This is a genomic window from Gemmatimonas sp. (assembly GCF_041689975.1).
GTDB lineage: Bacteria > Gemmatimonadota > Gemmatimonadetes > Gemmatimonadales > Gemmatimonadaceae > Gemmatimonas.
The window spans coordinates 22,092-36,376 of the sequence record NZ_JBDNFF010000031.1; the positions used below are offsets into that span (position 1 = coordinate 22,092).

Here is a 14,285-nt window from a genome sequence, read left to right on the forward strand (position 1 = left end):
TAGAAAACGCCGCGCGGTTCATCGTATCCGTGCCGTTTCCGTCGATCCGTGTCATCCGTGTTCCAGCTGTTGCCGTTTGCAGTTTCCCCCAACGATCTCGTAAATGTCCGGATTTCTCGAGCGACTCGCTGCGATGTTTCGACCAGCTGCACCGAACACCGATGGCACGCATGCACCGGAAACCATGCGTACGACGTTACACGGTGTGCCGGTCGAGGTCATCAACACCCGCGCTGATATCGCCACCGCCGACGTGCTGGCGCGCCTCGATGAATCGCTGGCGCTGATCGACACGTATCAACCGTGGCGCCTCGCGCATCTGCGGCGCGACATCCGCGGCATCCGCGTGGAGCGGTTCGCCTGCCGCGGCGCGTTCATGCCGCAGGACAACGTGATCATCACCGAACTCACCTTCCTCGCGCGTCGCGACATCAGCGCGGCACCCGTGGCGTCATCCATTCTGCACGAGGGCGTGCATGCGCGGGTACACGCGATGGGTGTGTATCGAACGGAAGAGAATCTGCCGCGCGAAGAACGTCTCTGCCGACGTGCGGAACTCGCGTTCGGGCAAGCGTTGCCGCCGGAGCTCGGCGTCTCGGTGATCGAGCGCGCGATGGCCAGTCTCGCCCTCGAGGATCGTGACGTGGCACCCATCGTGGACTGGCGTGAAGCGCAGCGCCGGCAGGACGCCGCCGACCACGACGCGATGAGCTGACTACGTGGTTGAGTCGATCCGTCGGTTGATGAAGTGCCGTGTGCCGGGCGGGCCACGACGTGGGGCGCTCGATTACCGCGCGCACGCTTTAGAACCTTATTCCTTACTTTATGCAAGGGACTGGAGAGCTCATGAGCGCGGCGACCGTCACGTTTAAAGGACAGATCACCATCGCCGCCGATGTCTGGCGGCGTCTCGGACTCAATCGGGAGATCGGGTGGAGTTCGTTGGCGACCGCGTTGATCGAAACACACCGCACCGCGGAAAGTCCCGGCGTTGTCGGGTTGGTCGTGCTCGTGGAAGTCATCCGGGTCAGCGAGAGTAGCTACGGGGCGTCGCGAGCCGAGGTCGCGGAGATCGTCCGGCATATTTTGAGTATCCGACAGCTGACGGTGCAGGACGCTGAGGTGGTATGGCAAGCACTCGGGCACTTCGAGTCGAGTCGTGCTGATTTCGCCGATGGCCTCCTTCAGCGTAGCGCGAAAGCAGCGGGCTGCCGCAAGACCGTCACATTCGACAAGCGCGCTGGGATGACATTGCTCAGATAGCGAGGGATGATGCCGCTCTTTCTGTTCCGTATCGCATCACTGCCGTTGGTGCTGTTCGTGCTGCTGCGCTCGATCGTCGTCGACGCGCAGCCGGTGCCGCGCGTTGTCGGTACGGTGCGCGACGGCGTCACGGGTGCGCCGATCAGCGGGGCCGTGGTTTCTCTCCTCGACGCCGACCGGGTCATGCAGCGCCGTACCGTTACCGGCACGCGCGGCGAGTATCGACTCGAGCGCACCGTTCGCAGCACGCGCATGCAGCTGCTGCGACTCGGCTTTCGCCCGCGCGAAATCGTGCTCCCGTCGGTCGTTTCGCGCGACACCACGGTGGACGTGATGATGGAGCGCTTGCCGAATCTGCTCGACGGGATGCGCGTCACGGCGCGCGCCGCCTGCCCGACCCGCGCTGATACGCCGGTCGCCTTCAGTCTCTGGGAACAGGCGCGCTCGGCGCTGCTGGCCGCGGTTGTGACGCGTGAATCACAGTCGGTCACGCTGCGTCGCTACAGCTTCGATCGCGAGACCAATGGCGAGCGCGCGACACGCATGACGGTCGTCACCGACTCGGCGACCGGTACCATGGCGTCGTTCACCGCGGCATTGACGCCGGCGGGCTTCGTCCGCAATGGCTTCGTGCGGGACAGCGCAGACGACCGCGTGTATTTCGGTCCCGACGCCGAGGTGTTGCTCAGCGACGCGTTCCTGGACGGGTACTGCATGCAGCTGGCCAAGACCGATCCGGTACATCCCGAGCGCGTCGGTGTACGGTTCACGCCGGCACGCCGCCGCACCGACCGGGTCGAGATCGACGGGACGCTCTGGATCGACAGCGCGCGGCGCTCGCTCTCGCACATCGACTACGAATACCTCGTGCCCGACGCCCGACTACGCGCGCTCCGGCCGGGCGGCCAGGTGGTCTTTGGCGACATGCCGAATGGATCGATCCTCATCGATCATTGGTCGATGCGTCTGGCGGGTTTCGTGATGGAATCCGTCCCCGGCGTACCCAGCCTGACCGTGCGATCGGGCCGTCGCGCAGAGGTGAGCGGCGGCGCGGCGAAGCGGTTCGTCAGCGTGATCAACGAAACGGGCGGCGCACTGGCCGAAGCACGCTGGCGCGACAGCACGCAGTGGCGTGGTCGCTTCGGTTCGCTCCTGTTGCGCGTGCTCCCCGATTCGACGCAGTCGCTGGCTGGGCGCGAGCTCAGACTGTCGCGGTCACCGTATCGCGCACGCATCGACAGTACCGGTCACGCACGCTTCGCCGAACTGATCGCCGGACCTTACGAGGTATTTCTGGCGGACGAGCGACTGCGCGCCATCGGGCTGGAGTTGGCTGTACCGGTGCCCGGTGCGGTGCGCCGCGGTGATTCACTCAACGCATCCGTACGCGTGCCAACGGCGGAGTCATTCGTGACGGAGCGGTGCCAGCGCGCGAAACAGTGGCGCGACGGCGATCGTCCGCTGCTGCTGATTCGCATCATGTCGGAGACGGGCAATCCCGTGGAGGGCGCGCGGGTATCGATCGCGTGGGAGTCCGCAGCAGGGGGATGGCAGGACGCGGCGAGGGACTACACCACCGGCGCGGACGGCGTGGCGACGTATTGTGCGTCGGCGGCCGCGGTTGGACGGCTCGCGCGCATTTCGGCTCGCATGCGCAACGCTGACCCAGGAGTATTCGACGTGCAGTTCGGCGGTTCCCTGCAGATGGTGCCGCTGGTCGTGCGACCGCAGAACTGACGAACGCTATCGCTTCGCGGCGCACGGCCGCGCTCACCGGCCGCAGTCGATTGGCATACGATAACGAATGATGTAGCATCCCTGAAGACGTCCTATGGACGATAGAGCACCCTTATGGCGAATATTGATATACTCCCTACACGCGTCCGACACTCACTAGTTGCCGCTGGCCGTGGGATCAACATCGCGCGACGCCGACGCAAGCTGACGGCTGCTATGATGGCCGAGCGGATTGGCGTGATCCGTCAAACTTCCGCCGAGTTGAACAGGGCGCTCCTACGGTGGCGATGGGCACCTACCTGATAGCGTTGTTCGTTCTCGGACTCGAGTAGGGTGGTCTCGAGCGCGGCACCGACCCGCAGGCCGACGACACGGGCACCGCCTTGGAGATCGCCGACCTGCCCACGAAGGTCCGCCCCAAGCGGACCCCACAGCCGAAGTAGCACGGGCGGCGGGAGCACGGGTCGTTCGAGTACGCCGCCTCATGGCTCGGCATACCCACCCGCTACGCGATAGACCCGACGCTGCCGCTGGTGAGCGGCCCGCCGTTCGCCCCGCACGCGACGAGGACATGCACGTACTCGTCACCGCGCTGGATTTCCTCCTCGCGGTTGATGATACCCCGCGCGGCAGGCGGGGATCGACGTGGCGGCTGCACGCCTGGTGGACAGCGATGGCGTTCGGGTCGCCTTGGTGCGCCGGTTCGACCGAGTCCGCGACTTGGTGACGGGCGCCGAACGTCGACTTTTCTTCGTTTCGCCCGCGACGCTGATGACGATTGCACCCCGAGAGAGCGGCGAGCACGCGGAGACGGAGATCGCCGACGTCATTCGGCAACGAAGCGCCGATTCGGCGGCCGACCTCGAAGAACTCTGGCGCCTGTCGCCAGCCTTCGACGTGAATCCGCGCCGCGACCGTGCTCGGTGACGTCGAACGCGCCGTGGCACAACGCCGTATTGCGTGAAGCACAGCGTCGTCAAGACCGCGCCGACCGCAACGTGTCGAGCTCACTACGTCGTAGAGTCAATGCGTCGGATGATGAAGTTCTGCTTGCCGGGCGGCAGCGCTTTGAAGTCTTTCGTCACGACTGCACGATCGGGGACGGTGCTTCGCAGTCGAACACGATCGCCGGTCTTGGTCTTCGTCTCCTGACGAACCTTGGCCGTGATGCGTATGAAATGCTTCCCGCCCCGCAACAATCCATGCCTTCGACCCGATTCTCCGGAATCGCGTGGAACGACCACTGCCGGCTTGCGGCTGGAGCGCGCTTCATCGCCGCAGGATACGGCGCTCGATTATCGCTCGCGAGCTTGAAAAAGCTCAGTCCTTACTTTATTGTAAGGAAAAGGAGCGCTCATGAGCACTGCGACCGTAACGTCCAAAGGACAGATTACCATCCCCGCCGATGTCCGGCGGCGACTTGGACTCGAATCGGGAGATCGAGTGGAGTTCGTTGAAGTGGATGGTGGTTTCGCCATCAAGCCGGCCAGTGATGACGTGCGCGTACTGAAAGGGCTGCTGCGGAAACCGGCGACACCGGTCAGCATCAGCCAGATGAATGCGGCGATCCGTGCACGCGGCGGCGGTCGGTGATCGGTCTCGATACCAACGTGCTGGTCCGGTATCTAGCGCAGGACGACCGGGCGCAGGCAGCCCTTGCGACCGCGTTGATCGAAACACGATGCACCGCAGAAATTCCCGGCTTTGTCGGGTTGGTCGTGCTCGCCGAAGTCGTCTGGGTCAGCGAAAGTAGCTATGGGGCGACGCGAGCCGAGGTCGCGGAGATCGTCAGGCGAATTTTGAGTATCCGTCAGCTGGCGGTGCAGGACGCTGAGGTGGTGTGGCAAGCACTCAGGCAATTCGAGTCGAGCCGTGCCGACTTCGCCGATTGCCTCATTCAACGTAGCGCGGAAGCAGCGGGCTGCGACAAGACCGTAATATTCGATAAGCGCGCTGGGATGACATTGCTGAAATAGCGTGGCATGCTGCGCACCCCACTCGACGGCTGGAACACACAGCTTGCGTGATTGCGTCGACCAAGATGATCACAGGTACTTCTTCGCCAGCGCGCGATAGCGGTCGTCGTCGCCATCGCCAGAGCGCGCGATGAACTTTCCCCGCCAGGTCGACGAGAACGAAGGCCCGTCGCTCTCGCGGCTGACGTGCCGCAAGTTGGCTTCGATAAGCTCGGAGAGCGAGACGCCACGTTCTCGAGCATAGCGCTTGGCCTTGGGGAGCAGGTCACGGTCGATCGTGACGGTCAACTTGATCTTCATGGCATGCCCCTCGGTATACGTGCACGTGTTCTCCACGCAGTATACGTGTTGCGCTACGTGACCGCAGCGGTATTGCGCGGTTGATCCCCGCCACTCGTTCCGTCAACTCAACAGCAAGTCCAGCTCCTCCCGTCCGATCGACCCCAGCGCGCCCGCATCTTCGGACAGGATTGCGTCGGCCAACTGTCGCTTCGACTGCTGCAGCTGCAGGATCTTCGACTCGATGGTGTCGCTCGCGACCAGACGCGTGGCCATCACCCGCCGCGATTGACCGATGCGATGTGCGCGGTCGATCGCTTGCGCCTCGACCGCCGGATTCCACCACGGATCGAGCAGGAACACATACTGGGCCGATGTGAGATTGAGTCCGTGTCCACCAGCCTTGAGACTGATGAGGAACACCGGACAACTCTCGTCCGCCTGGAAGCGATCGACCCGCGCCTGGCGGTTCTTGGTGCGGCCATCCAGGTACTCGTATACAATACCCGCCGCATCGAGCCGTTCCTTCACGAGTGCCAGAAACGACGTGAACTGCGAGAACACGAGTGCTTTTTGCCCTTCGGCCGCGACTTCCTGCAACGCCGGGAGTAGCGCGTCGAGCTTGGCCGACGGCCACACACCTCGTGACTTGTCTGCCAACGCCGGATGACACGCCGCTTGCCGCAAGCGCAGCAACGCTTCGAGAATGTGCATGCGCGCCTTCTGCATGCCGTCGCGTTCCACCCGATCGCGCACGCTGGCCTGGAACTGCCGGCGCAGCTTGTCGTAAAATGCGCGCTGTTTTGGCTCCAGCTCCACTTCCAGCGTCTGCTCGATGCGGGCCGGCAGTTCCGGTGCTACCATCGCCTTCGTGCGTCGCAGGATCACCGGTCGCAACGCACGTGACAACACGCTCTGGCTCCCGGGCTCGACCACGCCCTCGAGGCCAGACGCCGCCGCGCGGGCGGCCACACTGAAGCGAGTGGCCGCGCCGAGCATGCCGGGGTTGAGGAACTCGAAGAGACTCCACAGCTCCTCGATGCGGTTCTCGATCGGTGTTCCGCTCAATGCCAGGCGATGGCGAGCGCGCACGAGTCGACACGCCTTCGCGGTGACGGTACTGGCATTCTTGATCGCCTGCGCCTCGTCGAGCACGAGGTAGTCGAATTCACGCTCGCCGAGTGTGGCCACGTCACGACGCAACGTGCCGTAGGTGGTGATGACCACGTCGACCTCGCTGGAGTCGAGCGCGTCGGCCGCGCGGGTCGTGCCGCTATAGTCGAGCATGCGCAGCGATGGTGCGAAACGCGCTGCTTCGCGCAGCCAGTTGAACACCAGCGAACGCGGCACCACCAGCAACGAGAGGCCCGCCCCTTCGGCGCGACGCGCCTCGAGTAGCGCCAGCACCTGGACCGTTTTGCCGAGTCCCATCTCATCGGCCAGGCAGCCACCAAGCTCGAAGCGCCGGAGGAAGTCGAACCAGCCCAGACCCTCGCGCTGATAGTGCCGCAGCGTACCGGTAAAACCAGCCGTCGCATCGGCCGCGGCGATGTTCCGAAACGTCGCCAGCTCGCCGCGTGCACGCTGCAGCGCGGCGTCCACATCGACGTCGGGCATCGCATCCAGCAACACATCCAGCAGCGCGAGTTGCGAGCGTCGATAGCGAATCACACCGTCGGTACGTATCCCCGCGCCGAGCAGCACGCCCATGCGCTCCAACGCCTCGGTCGGCACCAATCCCATCACACCGTCGGCCAGTGGTACCATGCCAGCGTGCTTCTGGTGGGCGTCGATCACCGCGGCCAGCGACATGTCGATGTCCCCGTAGGGCACCGTCCCCGACAGGTCAAACCAGTCCACACCCGAGTGCACCGCGGCGCGAATCCGCCCGGCCGCGCGATACGCGATGCCGTTGGCCGCGACCTCCCACCCTTCTGTAACCAACGCGCGCACCATCGGCATCAAGTTCGACGTCGAGACCACGAGACCGTGAGCCTTGGCGGTGTAGTTCCACTCATCGCGCGCACCGAGCGCACGCAAGCGCTCGCGCGACAACTGCTCCGCGTCTTCTCGACGGCGATACACCAGCCGTGCCGATCGATCGAAAACTACCGACGCGGTCTCTGCCGCATCGATGCTGACGGCGCCATAGCGGAAGCGGAGCGCCAGCTGTGGCAGCGTCGCGCGCCACGACGGAGTGCCACTGGTGATCGTCAAGCACGGCGTGGGGACCACGTCACTACTGCTCAGCGCCTCGCCTTCCGGAAGGTCCAGCGCCGGGATGTGCGGCAGCCGGTGCAGCTGCTCCAGAAAATCCGACGGATCCTGACCAAGCGGTAGCGTTTCGGTGGCGCGCAACGCGGCCACCAGCGGGAACGCTCCCTCATGATCGAAGACGGCGACCGCATCCGCCATCAGCATCACGCCGGCCGAATGCACCCATTGCGGCGCCGACACGGCATGTTCGTCATCACCCCGACAGAACACGCCCCTCAACTGGTGTTCGCCGTCCGACGACCGTGTGATGCGCAAGCGAAACCGCCACGGCACACCATCGTCCCAGTGCAGCGGTCGATCGTGCAAGTCGGCCCGCGCGCTCCGCGTGCGAGCGCGACCGGTTTCACACATCAGCCGCAGCGTCGTCGCGAAGGCCCGCGGACGCAGGAAGAAACCACCGGTCGGCAAGCCGGTCACTCCGCGCAAGTCGGAGGGGCCGAGCAGCATCTCGGCGATCTGGCGGTCGATGGCGTCGGGCGCGTTGAACCAGACAGCAGACGAGTATTGGAACCGCTTGGCCGTGCTCCACACACCGTGGCGATCGCGTTTTTCGGTACCGAGCTCGATCTTGAGTCCTGGTACACGAGTGGAGGCGTCGAGATCGATGATGTACACCAAACGACGGTCGGCGGGCCATTCCTCCGCGCGCGAGGTAGTCGGCTCCGACGCCTTCGCGGCCTGCATCTGCCAGAGCGACTGCTGCACGATGTCTACCCACGCTGGCTTGGGCGGCACTGGCGGACGCCGGTTCGGCTGGCCTGCGGTGCCGACGCGGGGCACGGCACCGGCTGACGCATCGCCAATGAACAGGTCGATCAATTCGTCATCGAGGTCGTCGTCCAATTCATCGTCGTCGAAATAGTCGTACAGATCGTCGTCCGGCAGCCCGTCGCCATCGTCGTCCGGTACATCTGAAACGGCGAACCGATACTTTCCGGCTGCGCCAACGATATTGAGCAGTCCGGCCAACTTCCCGCCGCTGTTCGTCACCTGCAGCAGCGCCCACAAGTGCTTGCAGCAGCCCCATTCGGCGGCATTCGGGCACGTGCAGGCAAGCGACAACTGGCCGGGCCGCGCCGAGAGGTCGAGGGCGTAGGTGGCCGTGCCGTGCGCCAGTGCCAGCACGCGATGACCCGTGGTGCTGGCGATCTTTATCGAGCCAGAGGCAACGTACCCCTCTCCCCGCGCCTGAATCACTGCCGGGAACAGGCGGACGAGTTTCGCGGGGAGCTTCATGATCCGTACGTTAGCGCCGGGAAGCGAATCCCGTTTGGCACGCGCCAGAAGCCCGGCTCCGTGTACGTCGCCTGACTTTCTACGATTACGCATTCGAGCCCACGGCCCACAGGGAACTTCCCGCACCGATTTCGGCTATCTTCAGTAGCCTGTCGCCGGCGTCGGTGTGGGTATTCCTCTCAGGAGACGTGAAATGTTTCGCTCACTCATCGCGGCGGCACTCGTTGCCACTCTGTCGTTTACGCCGACGGCATACGCAGCGCCGGTGCAAACCGCCGTATTCGCCGGTGGCTGCTTCTGGGGCGTGGAAGCCGTGTTTGAGCACGTGAAGGGCGTGAAGTCGGTTGTGTCCGGCTACGCTGGCGGCACGGTGGTGAACCCGGACTACGAATCGGTCAGTGGCGGTCGCACCGGTCACGCCGAAGTCGTGAAGGTGACCTTCGACCCGGCCATCGTGTCGTACGAAACGCTGTTGGCCGTGTTCTTCACCGTGGCGCATAACCCCACGGAGCTCAACCGCCAAGGGCCCGATGTGGGCACCCAATACCGTTCGGCCATCTTCTTCACGAGCGCCGAGCAGCAGAAGAGCGCGACCACCGTCATTGCGCAGCTTACCCAGGCGAGAGCGTTTCCGCGCCCGATCGTGACTCAGGTGGCGTCGCTGTCCAGGTTCTACGACGCCGAGTCGTACCACCAGAACTATCTGTACAGCCATACCGACCAGCCGTACATCGTGTACAACGACCTCCCCAAGATCGACGCGCTCAAGAAGCAGTATCCGGCGCTCTGGGAGAAGACGCAGGGCAAGTAAGCGCGACTCGCGTGTTGTCGGGGTTGCGCGGTATTTTGGAGGAGCGATTTCTCCAGCCCCGACTCCGTGACCTCGCCCGATGTACATGAGCGCCTAACGCGGGCGCTGGATGGCCGCTATCGCCTCGAGCGTGAGCTCGGCGCTGGCGGCATGGCGACGGTATACCTCGCTGAGGACATGCGGCACCATCGGCGCGTCGCGATCAAGGTGCTTCACCCCGAGTTGTCGGCCGTGATGGGCACAGAGCGTTTTCTCAAAGAGATCGAACTCACCGCCAGCCTGCAGCACCCGCACATTCTGCCGCTGTTCGATTCCGGCAGCGCGGACGGCTTGGTGTTCTACGTCATGCCCTTCGTGGAGGGCGAGACACTTCGCGCACGCATCGAGCGCGAACGGCAGCTGCCGGTGGCTGACGCCGTGCGTATCGCACAGGACGTCGCGAGCGCACTCGACTACGCGCACAAGCGCGGGGTCGTGCACCGTGACGTCAAGCCCGAGAATATTTTGCTGCACGACGGGCGCCCGATGGTAGCAGACTTTGGGATAGCGCTGGCCGTGAAGGAAGCGGGCGGCCAGCGCATGACGCAGACCGGCCTTTCACTCGGCACGCCGCAGTATATGGCGCCCGAGCAGGCGATGGGCGAAAAGACCGTCGACGCGCGCGCCGACGTGTTTGCCTTGGGCGCCGTGACGTACGAGATGTTGGCCGGCGAGCCGCCGTTCACCGGCCCCACGATGCAGGCGATCGTCGCCAAGGTGCTGGCCACCGATCCGGTGCCGCTCACCGATCTGCGCAAGAGTGTTCCGGAGTACGTCTGGAGCGCGGTGGCCACCGCCCTCGAGAAATTGCCGGCCGACCGGCACGCGACGGCTGAACGATTCGCTTTCGCCCTCGGAAATGTCGATGCGGCCGTTCGCCCAGTCAGCGGCGCGCGGCGAGCCTCTACGCGACAACCAGCCGTGGGCTTCGTGCGCCGTGCAATGCTGTGGATAGGTGGGATCGCGGCAGGCGCGATGCTGAGCGCCATCGGGATCACGTCGCTTGCACCCGCGACGGTGCCTTCAGCCAAGGCAAAACCCGTGCGATTCCTGATCGCCGCGCCCGATTCGCTCGAGCTGCATGCCGTCTGCTGTGGACAGATGATGGTGCTCTCGCCGGACGGACAGACGGTGGTCTTTCAGGCCAGACCCGTCCCCACCGATTCTGCCGAAAGCGCGCTCCCGCAGCGTCTCGTGGTGCGCGACCTTGGCTCGCTCACGTCCGTGATACTACCAGGCACTGAAGGCGCAACATCGATGTCGATTTCGCCCGATGGACAACAGGTGGCGTTCGCGGCCAACCAGCGACTGTTCCGCATGCCATTGCGCGGCGGTGTCGCGACCGAGGTAAGCGCGCTGCCCGCTGGTTTCGTGAGCGGTTCCACGTGGCTCTCGAACGATCGCATACTGGTGACCGTTGGCACCGCCATCTACAGCGCGGACCTCCAATCGTCGCAGCTCACCACCCGTCTGAAAGCCGACTCCCTCGAGCGACAACCCACGGGTCCGTCGGCGGTAGCGGGCGGGCACGGCGTGCTGTTCTCCTATGCAAGCTTGGAGCGCGTGCCGCAGGTGTATTGGCTCGCGACCGGTTCGACGGTTCCCAAACGGTTGATGCTCGGCGCCACGCCCACCTACGTTCCCGCATGGAAACGACTCCTGGTGAATCGCGAGGGCGTCCTGCTGGCATTTCTTTTCGACCCGGTGAAGGGAGACACGATCGGACCGCCTGTCAAGATCGGCGACGGGAACGTGCTGCGCTCTCCCATCCTGGCCCACGCCGAGTATGCCGTCGCTCCGAATGGGACGCTGGTGCTGGCGCGTCGTGAATCCGATGGTTTCGAGAGCACGTGGACGCCGAACACCAGTATTACCGTGCGACGCAACGGCGTCAATTCACCGATTCTCTTTCCGAGCACGAGCGCCATCCTCCTGGGAAGTGCCGCGTTCTCGCACGACGGGCAGCGACTGGCGATGCAGTCCCGGATTGCCCGCGGCAGCTGGGGAGTGGTGACGCATGATCTCACTCGAGGCGTGACGCAGACGGTCACGAGCGACGACTACGGGCGCCTACCGGCATTCACCGCGCGCGATGACAGCGTGGTATATCTCTCGCGTGAGCCGATGACGTTTTCGGTGCGTCCCTCGGATGGCAGTGGCAATGGCGTCGCACTCCCCGCGATCACGCGCTGGTCTGCGGTGGACGGTGTCTCGATGAACGGCGACTGGATAGCTGTGTCGGGATCAGCTTTCAACGGTTCGTCCAGCTCAGATATCGGCATCTTCCGGCGAAGCGTTGGTGGGCCGGTCCAACCGTACGCGAACAGCACCGCTCGCGAAGAATCGCCAGCCATCTCACCGGACGGACGCTGGCTCGTCTATACCGCGAACCTTTCGGGTATTGATCAGGTCTTCGTCAGTCCGTTTCCCGCGCCGACCTCGCGCACTGCTGTGTCGTCGGGCGGGGGGAGACTGCCGATATGGAGCGGCGACGGGCGTACCCTGTACTTCGTCAATGCGAAGAGCGCCTTCATCGGCTTGTCGTTTTCGACGGGGCCCAACGGGAAGCCGGTACTGGGCGCAGAGCGCACGATCTACACCCGAGGTTACGTGCGCGACTGGACGATCTCGCCCGACGGCGCCAGCTTGATCTTCGTCGACACCGCACGACTGCTCAGACTGCTCGGACTTGAAGTCGTGCTCAACTTACAGCCAGGCTCCTGATGCACCGTGCTCTTGCTCCCGTGCTCGTGCATACGCTTGCCGTGACAATGCTTTCCGCGGCCGCGGTCAGTCACGCCGCTGCGCAATCCAGCATCGCGCCGCCCGCGCGCTTCACCGATCCCGATCGCGTTGCCAAGCTGCGCACCACGCTACCGCAGATCGACAGCGCGATGCGCGCCTTCGCCGCGAGCGCGCGCGTACCGGGCATCGCCTACGGCGTGATCGTGGATGGCAAGCTCCTGCACGTGGCCGCCCTCGGCCTTCGGGAGGTGCCGAGTAAGGCGGCCGTGGACACCAGCTCGGTGTTCCGCATTGCGTCGATGACCAAGAGCTTCACCGCGTTGTCGATTCTGCAGCTGCGCGACGCCGGCAAGCTCTCGCTCGATGAACCGGCGGAGCGCTATGTACCGGAACTCAAATCGATGCGGTACGCCACGAGCGATGCGCCGCGTATCACGATCCGGCACCTGCTGTCACACTCCGCAGGCTTTCCGGAGGATAATCCGTGGGGCGATCAGCAACTCGCCGCCACCGATGCGCAGCTCTCGGCGATGATAAAATCCGGCATTCCGTTCTCGACGTCGCCGGGCACGGCGTATGAGTATTCAAACTTCGGGTTTGCCATTCTCGGCCGCATCGTGCAGAACGTGAGCGGTATGCCCTACGCGCGCTACATCCAGCAGCGCGTGCTACGTCCGCTCGGCATGACCTCCACCACCATGGAAGCGCGCGCCGTGCCCGCCAACCGCCTCGCGCACGGCTATCGGATGCAAGACGGCGCATGGCTCGAGGAAGCGGCGCTTCCCGACGGCTCATTCGGCGCGATGGGTGGCATGCTCACGTCGAGTGCCGATCTGAGTCGCTGGGTGGCGCTCATGCTCGACGCGTGGCCGGCGCGCGATGGCGCCGAGTCGCCGGTGCTGAAGCGGTCGTCGCTGCGCGAAATGCAGCAGATCGCGCGCTTCAGCGGCGCAACGGCCGCACGCAACACGGCCGGCGTGCTGTCACTGAATGCGGGCGGCTACGCATACGGACTGCGTTCGGCGTCGAACTGTTTGTTCGCGCATATCGTGTCGCACTCCGGCGGTCTTCCCGGCTTCGGCTCACAGATGCGCTGGCTTCCCGAGCACGGTGTCGGCATCGTGGCCCTCGGCAATCTCACGTATACGGGATGGACGGGCGTGATCGACCAGTCGCTCGAGATCCTCGCCAAGGGCGGCGGTCTCAAGCCGCGCGAGCCGCAGCCGGCGCCGGTGCTGCTGGCCATGCAGGAGCAGGTCACGCGCCTGGTGCAGGAGTGGAAGCAACCGCTGGCCGACAGCATTGCCGCGATGAATCTGTTTCTCGACGAGTCAGGCCCCCGTCGCGCCGCCGCCATCGAGCAGATGTCGAACGCGGTGGGCGGTAACTGCAAGGCGGTGGGTCAGCTCCAGGCTGAGAACGCGTTGCGTGGTGTGTGGCGCATGCAGTGCGCCAACGGTGCGCTGAGCGTAGCCGTAACTCTAGCGCCAACCGAACCGGCGCGCGTGCAGCAGTTCACGGTGGTGCCGCTGCGGGCGGATGCCGTGTTGGGGCCGGCACCATTGTGTCGGCAGTGATGTGTGAGTTCGGTGGTACGTTTGGATGGCTTCCCGTTAGCTGTCAGGCCTACAGCCTGACGTGAACTTCGCGTTGAAAAGCGGACCATCCGAGCAGACGTTGACATCCACAAGCACCTCGAACCCAGTGCTCGAGACTCTTTACCTTGCGGTCGGAGTCCGCGCAGCACGCACCCGATATCGCCGCCATGCTTCCCACTTATTGGCGACGAGCAGGCCGGCCAGAAGGAAGTACACCGCACCGACCAGCTCAAAGACCAGATACGACACCACCGCCGTGATCACGCCGAACACGATCTGATCGCTGGCTTTGGGCGGTGAGGTGGGCGGATCGGTGATCATGAA

The 14,285-nt window shown here is 64.5% G+C and carries 12 protein-coding genes and 1 pseudogene; 9 read left to right on the forward strand and 4 right to left on the reverse strand.

Annotation, left to right across the window (positions count from 1 at the left end):
- Positions 1 to 103: 103 nt before the first annotated feature.
- From ACESNG_RS02265 to ACESNG_RS02275, 3 genes are all read left to right on the forward strand, one after another.
- Positions 104 to 715: a hypothetical protein gene (locus tag ACESNG_RS02265; protein ID WP_373061028.1), complete on the forward strand. Its 612-nt coding sequence runs from the start codon at positions 104 to 106 to the stop codon at positions 713 to 715.
- A gap of 131 nt (positions 716 to 846) precedes the next feature.
- On the forward strand, positions 847 to 1,263 hold the full coding sequence (locus ACESNG_RS02270) for a PIN domain-containing protein (protein WP_373061029.1): 417 nt from the start codon (positions 847 to 849) through the stop codon (positions 1,261 to 1,263).
- 6 nt (positions 1,264 to 1,269) lie between these two features.
- The gene (locus ACESNG_RS02275; RefSeq protein WP_373067618.1) at positions 1,270 to 3,000 is read left to right on the forward strand and encodes a carboxypeptidase regulatory-like domain-containing protein; all 1,731 of its coding nucleotides are present in this window, start codon (positions 1,270 to 1,272) and stop codon (positions 2,998 to 3,000) included.
- Between the two features lie 245 nt (positions 3,001 to 3,245).
- Here the strand turns inward: ACESNG_RS02275 and ACESNG_RS02280 are convergent, their stop codons facing one another.
- Positions 3,246 to 3,461, reverse strand: a complete 216-nt coding sequence (locus ACESNG_RS02280; protein ID WP_373061031.1) for a hypothetical protein — start codon at positions 3,459 to 3,461, stop codon at positions 3,246 to 3,248.
- Between the two features lie 184 nt (positions 3,462 to 3,645).
- On the opposite strand from ACESNG_RS02280, the gene ACESNG_RS02285 reads away from it, so the two are divergent.
- From ACESNG_RS02285 to ACESNG_RS02295, 3 genes are all read left to right on the forward strand, one after another.
- Entirely contained in the window at positions 3,646 to 3,927 is a 282-nt protein-coding gene (locus ACESNG_RS02285; RefSeq protein ID WP_373061032.1) for a HipA domain-containing protein, read from the forward strand.
- Between the two features lie 429 nt (positions 3,928 to 4,356).
- Positions 4,357 to 4,593: an AbrB/MazE/SpoVT family DNA-binding domain-containing protein gene (locus tag ACESNG_RS02290; protein WP_373061033.1), complete on the forward strand. Its 237-nt coding sequence runs from the start codon at positions 4,357 to 4,359 to the stop codon at positions 4,591 to 4,593.
- Positions 4,590 to 4,976 (forward strand): PIN domain-containing protein, encoded by a 387-nt coding sequence (locus ACESNG_RS02295; protein ID WP_373067620.1) that lies wholly within the window; start codon positions 4,590 to 4,592, stop codon positions 4,974 to 4,976. The genes ACESNG_RS02290 and ACESNG_RS02295 overlap by 4 nt, the downstream gene beginning before the upstream one ends.
- Before the next feature lie 69 nt (positions 4,977 to 5,045).
- On the opposite strand, the gene ACESNG_RS02300 is transcribed toward ACESNG_RS02295, so the two are convergent.
- Positions 5,046 to 5,276: a DUF6364 family protein gene (locus tag ACESNG_RS02300; RefSeq protein ID WP_373061035.1), complete on the reverse strand. Its 231-nt coding sequence runs from the start codon at positions 5,274 to 5,276 to the stop codon at positions 5,046 to 5,048.
- Positions 5,277 to 5,378: 102 nt separating this feature from the next.
- A complete protein-coding gene (locus ACESNG_RS02305) occupies positions 5,379 to 8,768 on the reverse strand; it encodes an SNF2-related protein (protein WP_373067623.1) in 3,390 nt (1,129 codons plus the stop codon).
- A gap of 193 nt (positions 8,769 to 8,961) precedes the next feature.
- Here ACESNG_RS02305 and msrA point away from each other — a divergent pair, with 193 nt between their 5' ends.
- The 3 genes from msrA (at position 8,962) to ACESNG_RS02320 (ending at position 13,940) form a co-directional block, all read left to right on the forward strand.
- Positions 8,962 to 9,579, forward strand: coding sequence for a peptide-methionine (S)-S-oxide reductase MsrA (gene msrA, locus ACESNG_RS02310; RefSeq protein WP_373061037.1), 618 nt, complete (start codon positions 8,962 to 8,964; stop codon positions 9,577 to 9,579).
- A gap of 66 nt (positions 9,580 to 9,645) precedes the next feature.
- On the forward strand, positions 9,646 to 12,342 hold the full coding sequence (locus tag ACESNG_RS02315) for a protein kinase domain-containing protein (protein WP_373061038.1): 2,697 nt from the start codon (positions 9,646 to 9,648) through the stop codon (positions 12,340 to 12,342).
- Complete coding sequence (locus tag ACESNG_RS02320) at positions 12,342 to 13,940, forward strand: serine hydrolase domain-containing protein (protein WP_373067625.1); 1,599 nt, start codon at positions 12,342 to 12,344, stop codon at positions 13,938 to 13,940. Before ACESNG_RS02315 ends, ACESNG_RS02320 begins: the two co-directional genes overlap by 1 nt.
- A gap of 141 nt (positions 13,941 to 14,081) precedes the next feature.
- Here ACESNG_RS02320 and ACESNG_RS02325 read toward each other — a convergent pair.
- Positions 14,082 to 14,285, reverse strand: a pseudogene (locus tag ACESNG_RS02325) (hypothetical protein); the annotation flags it as partial.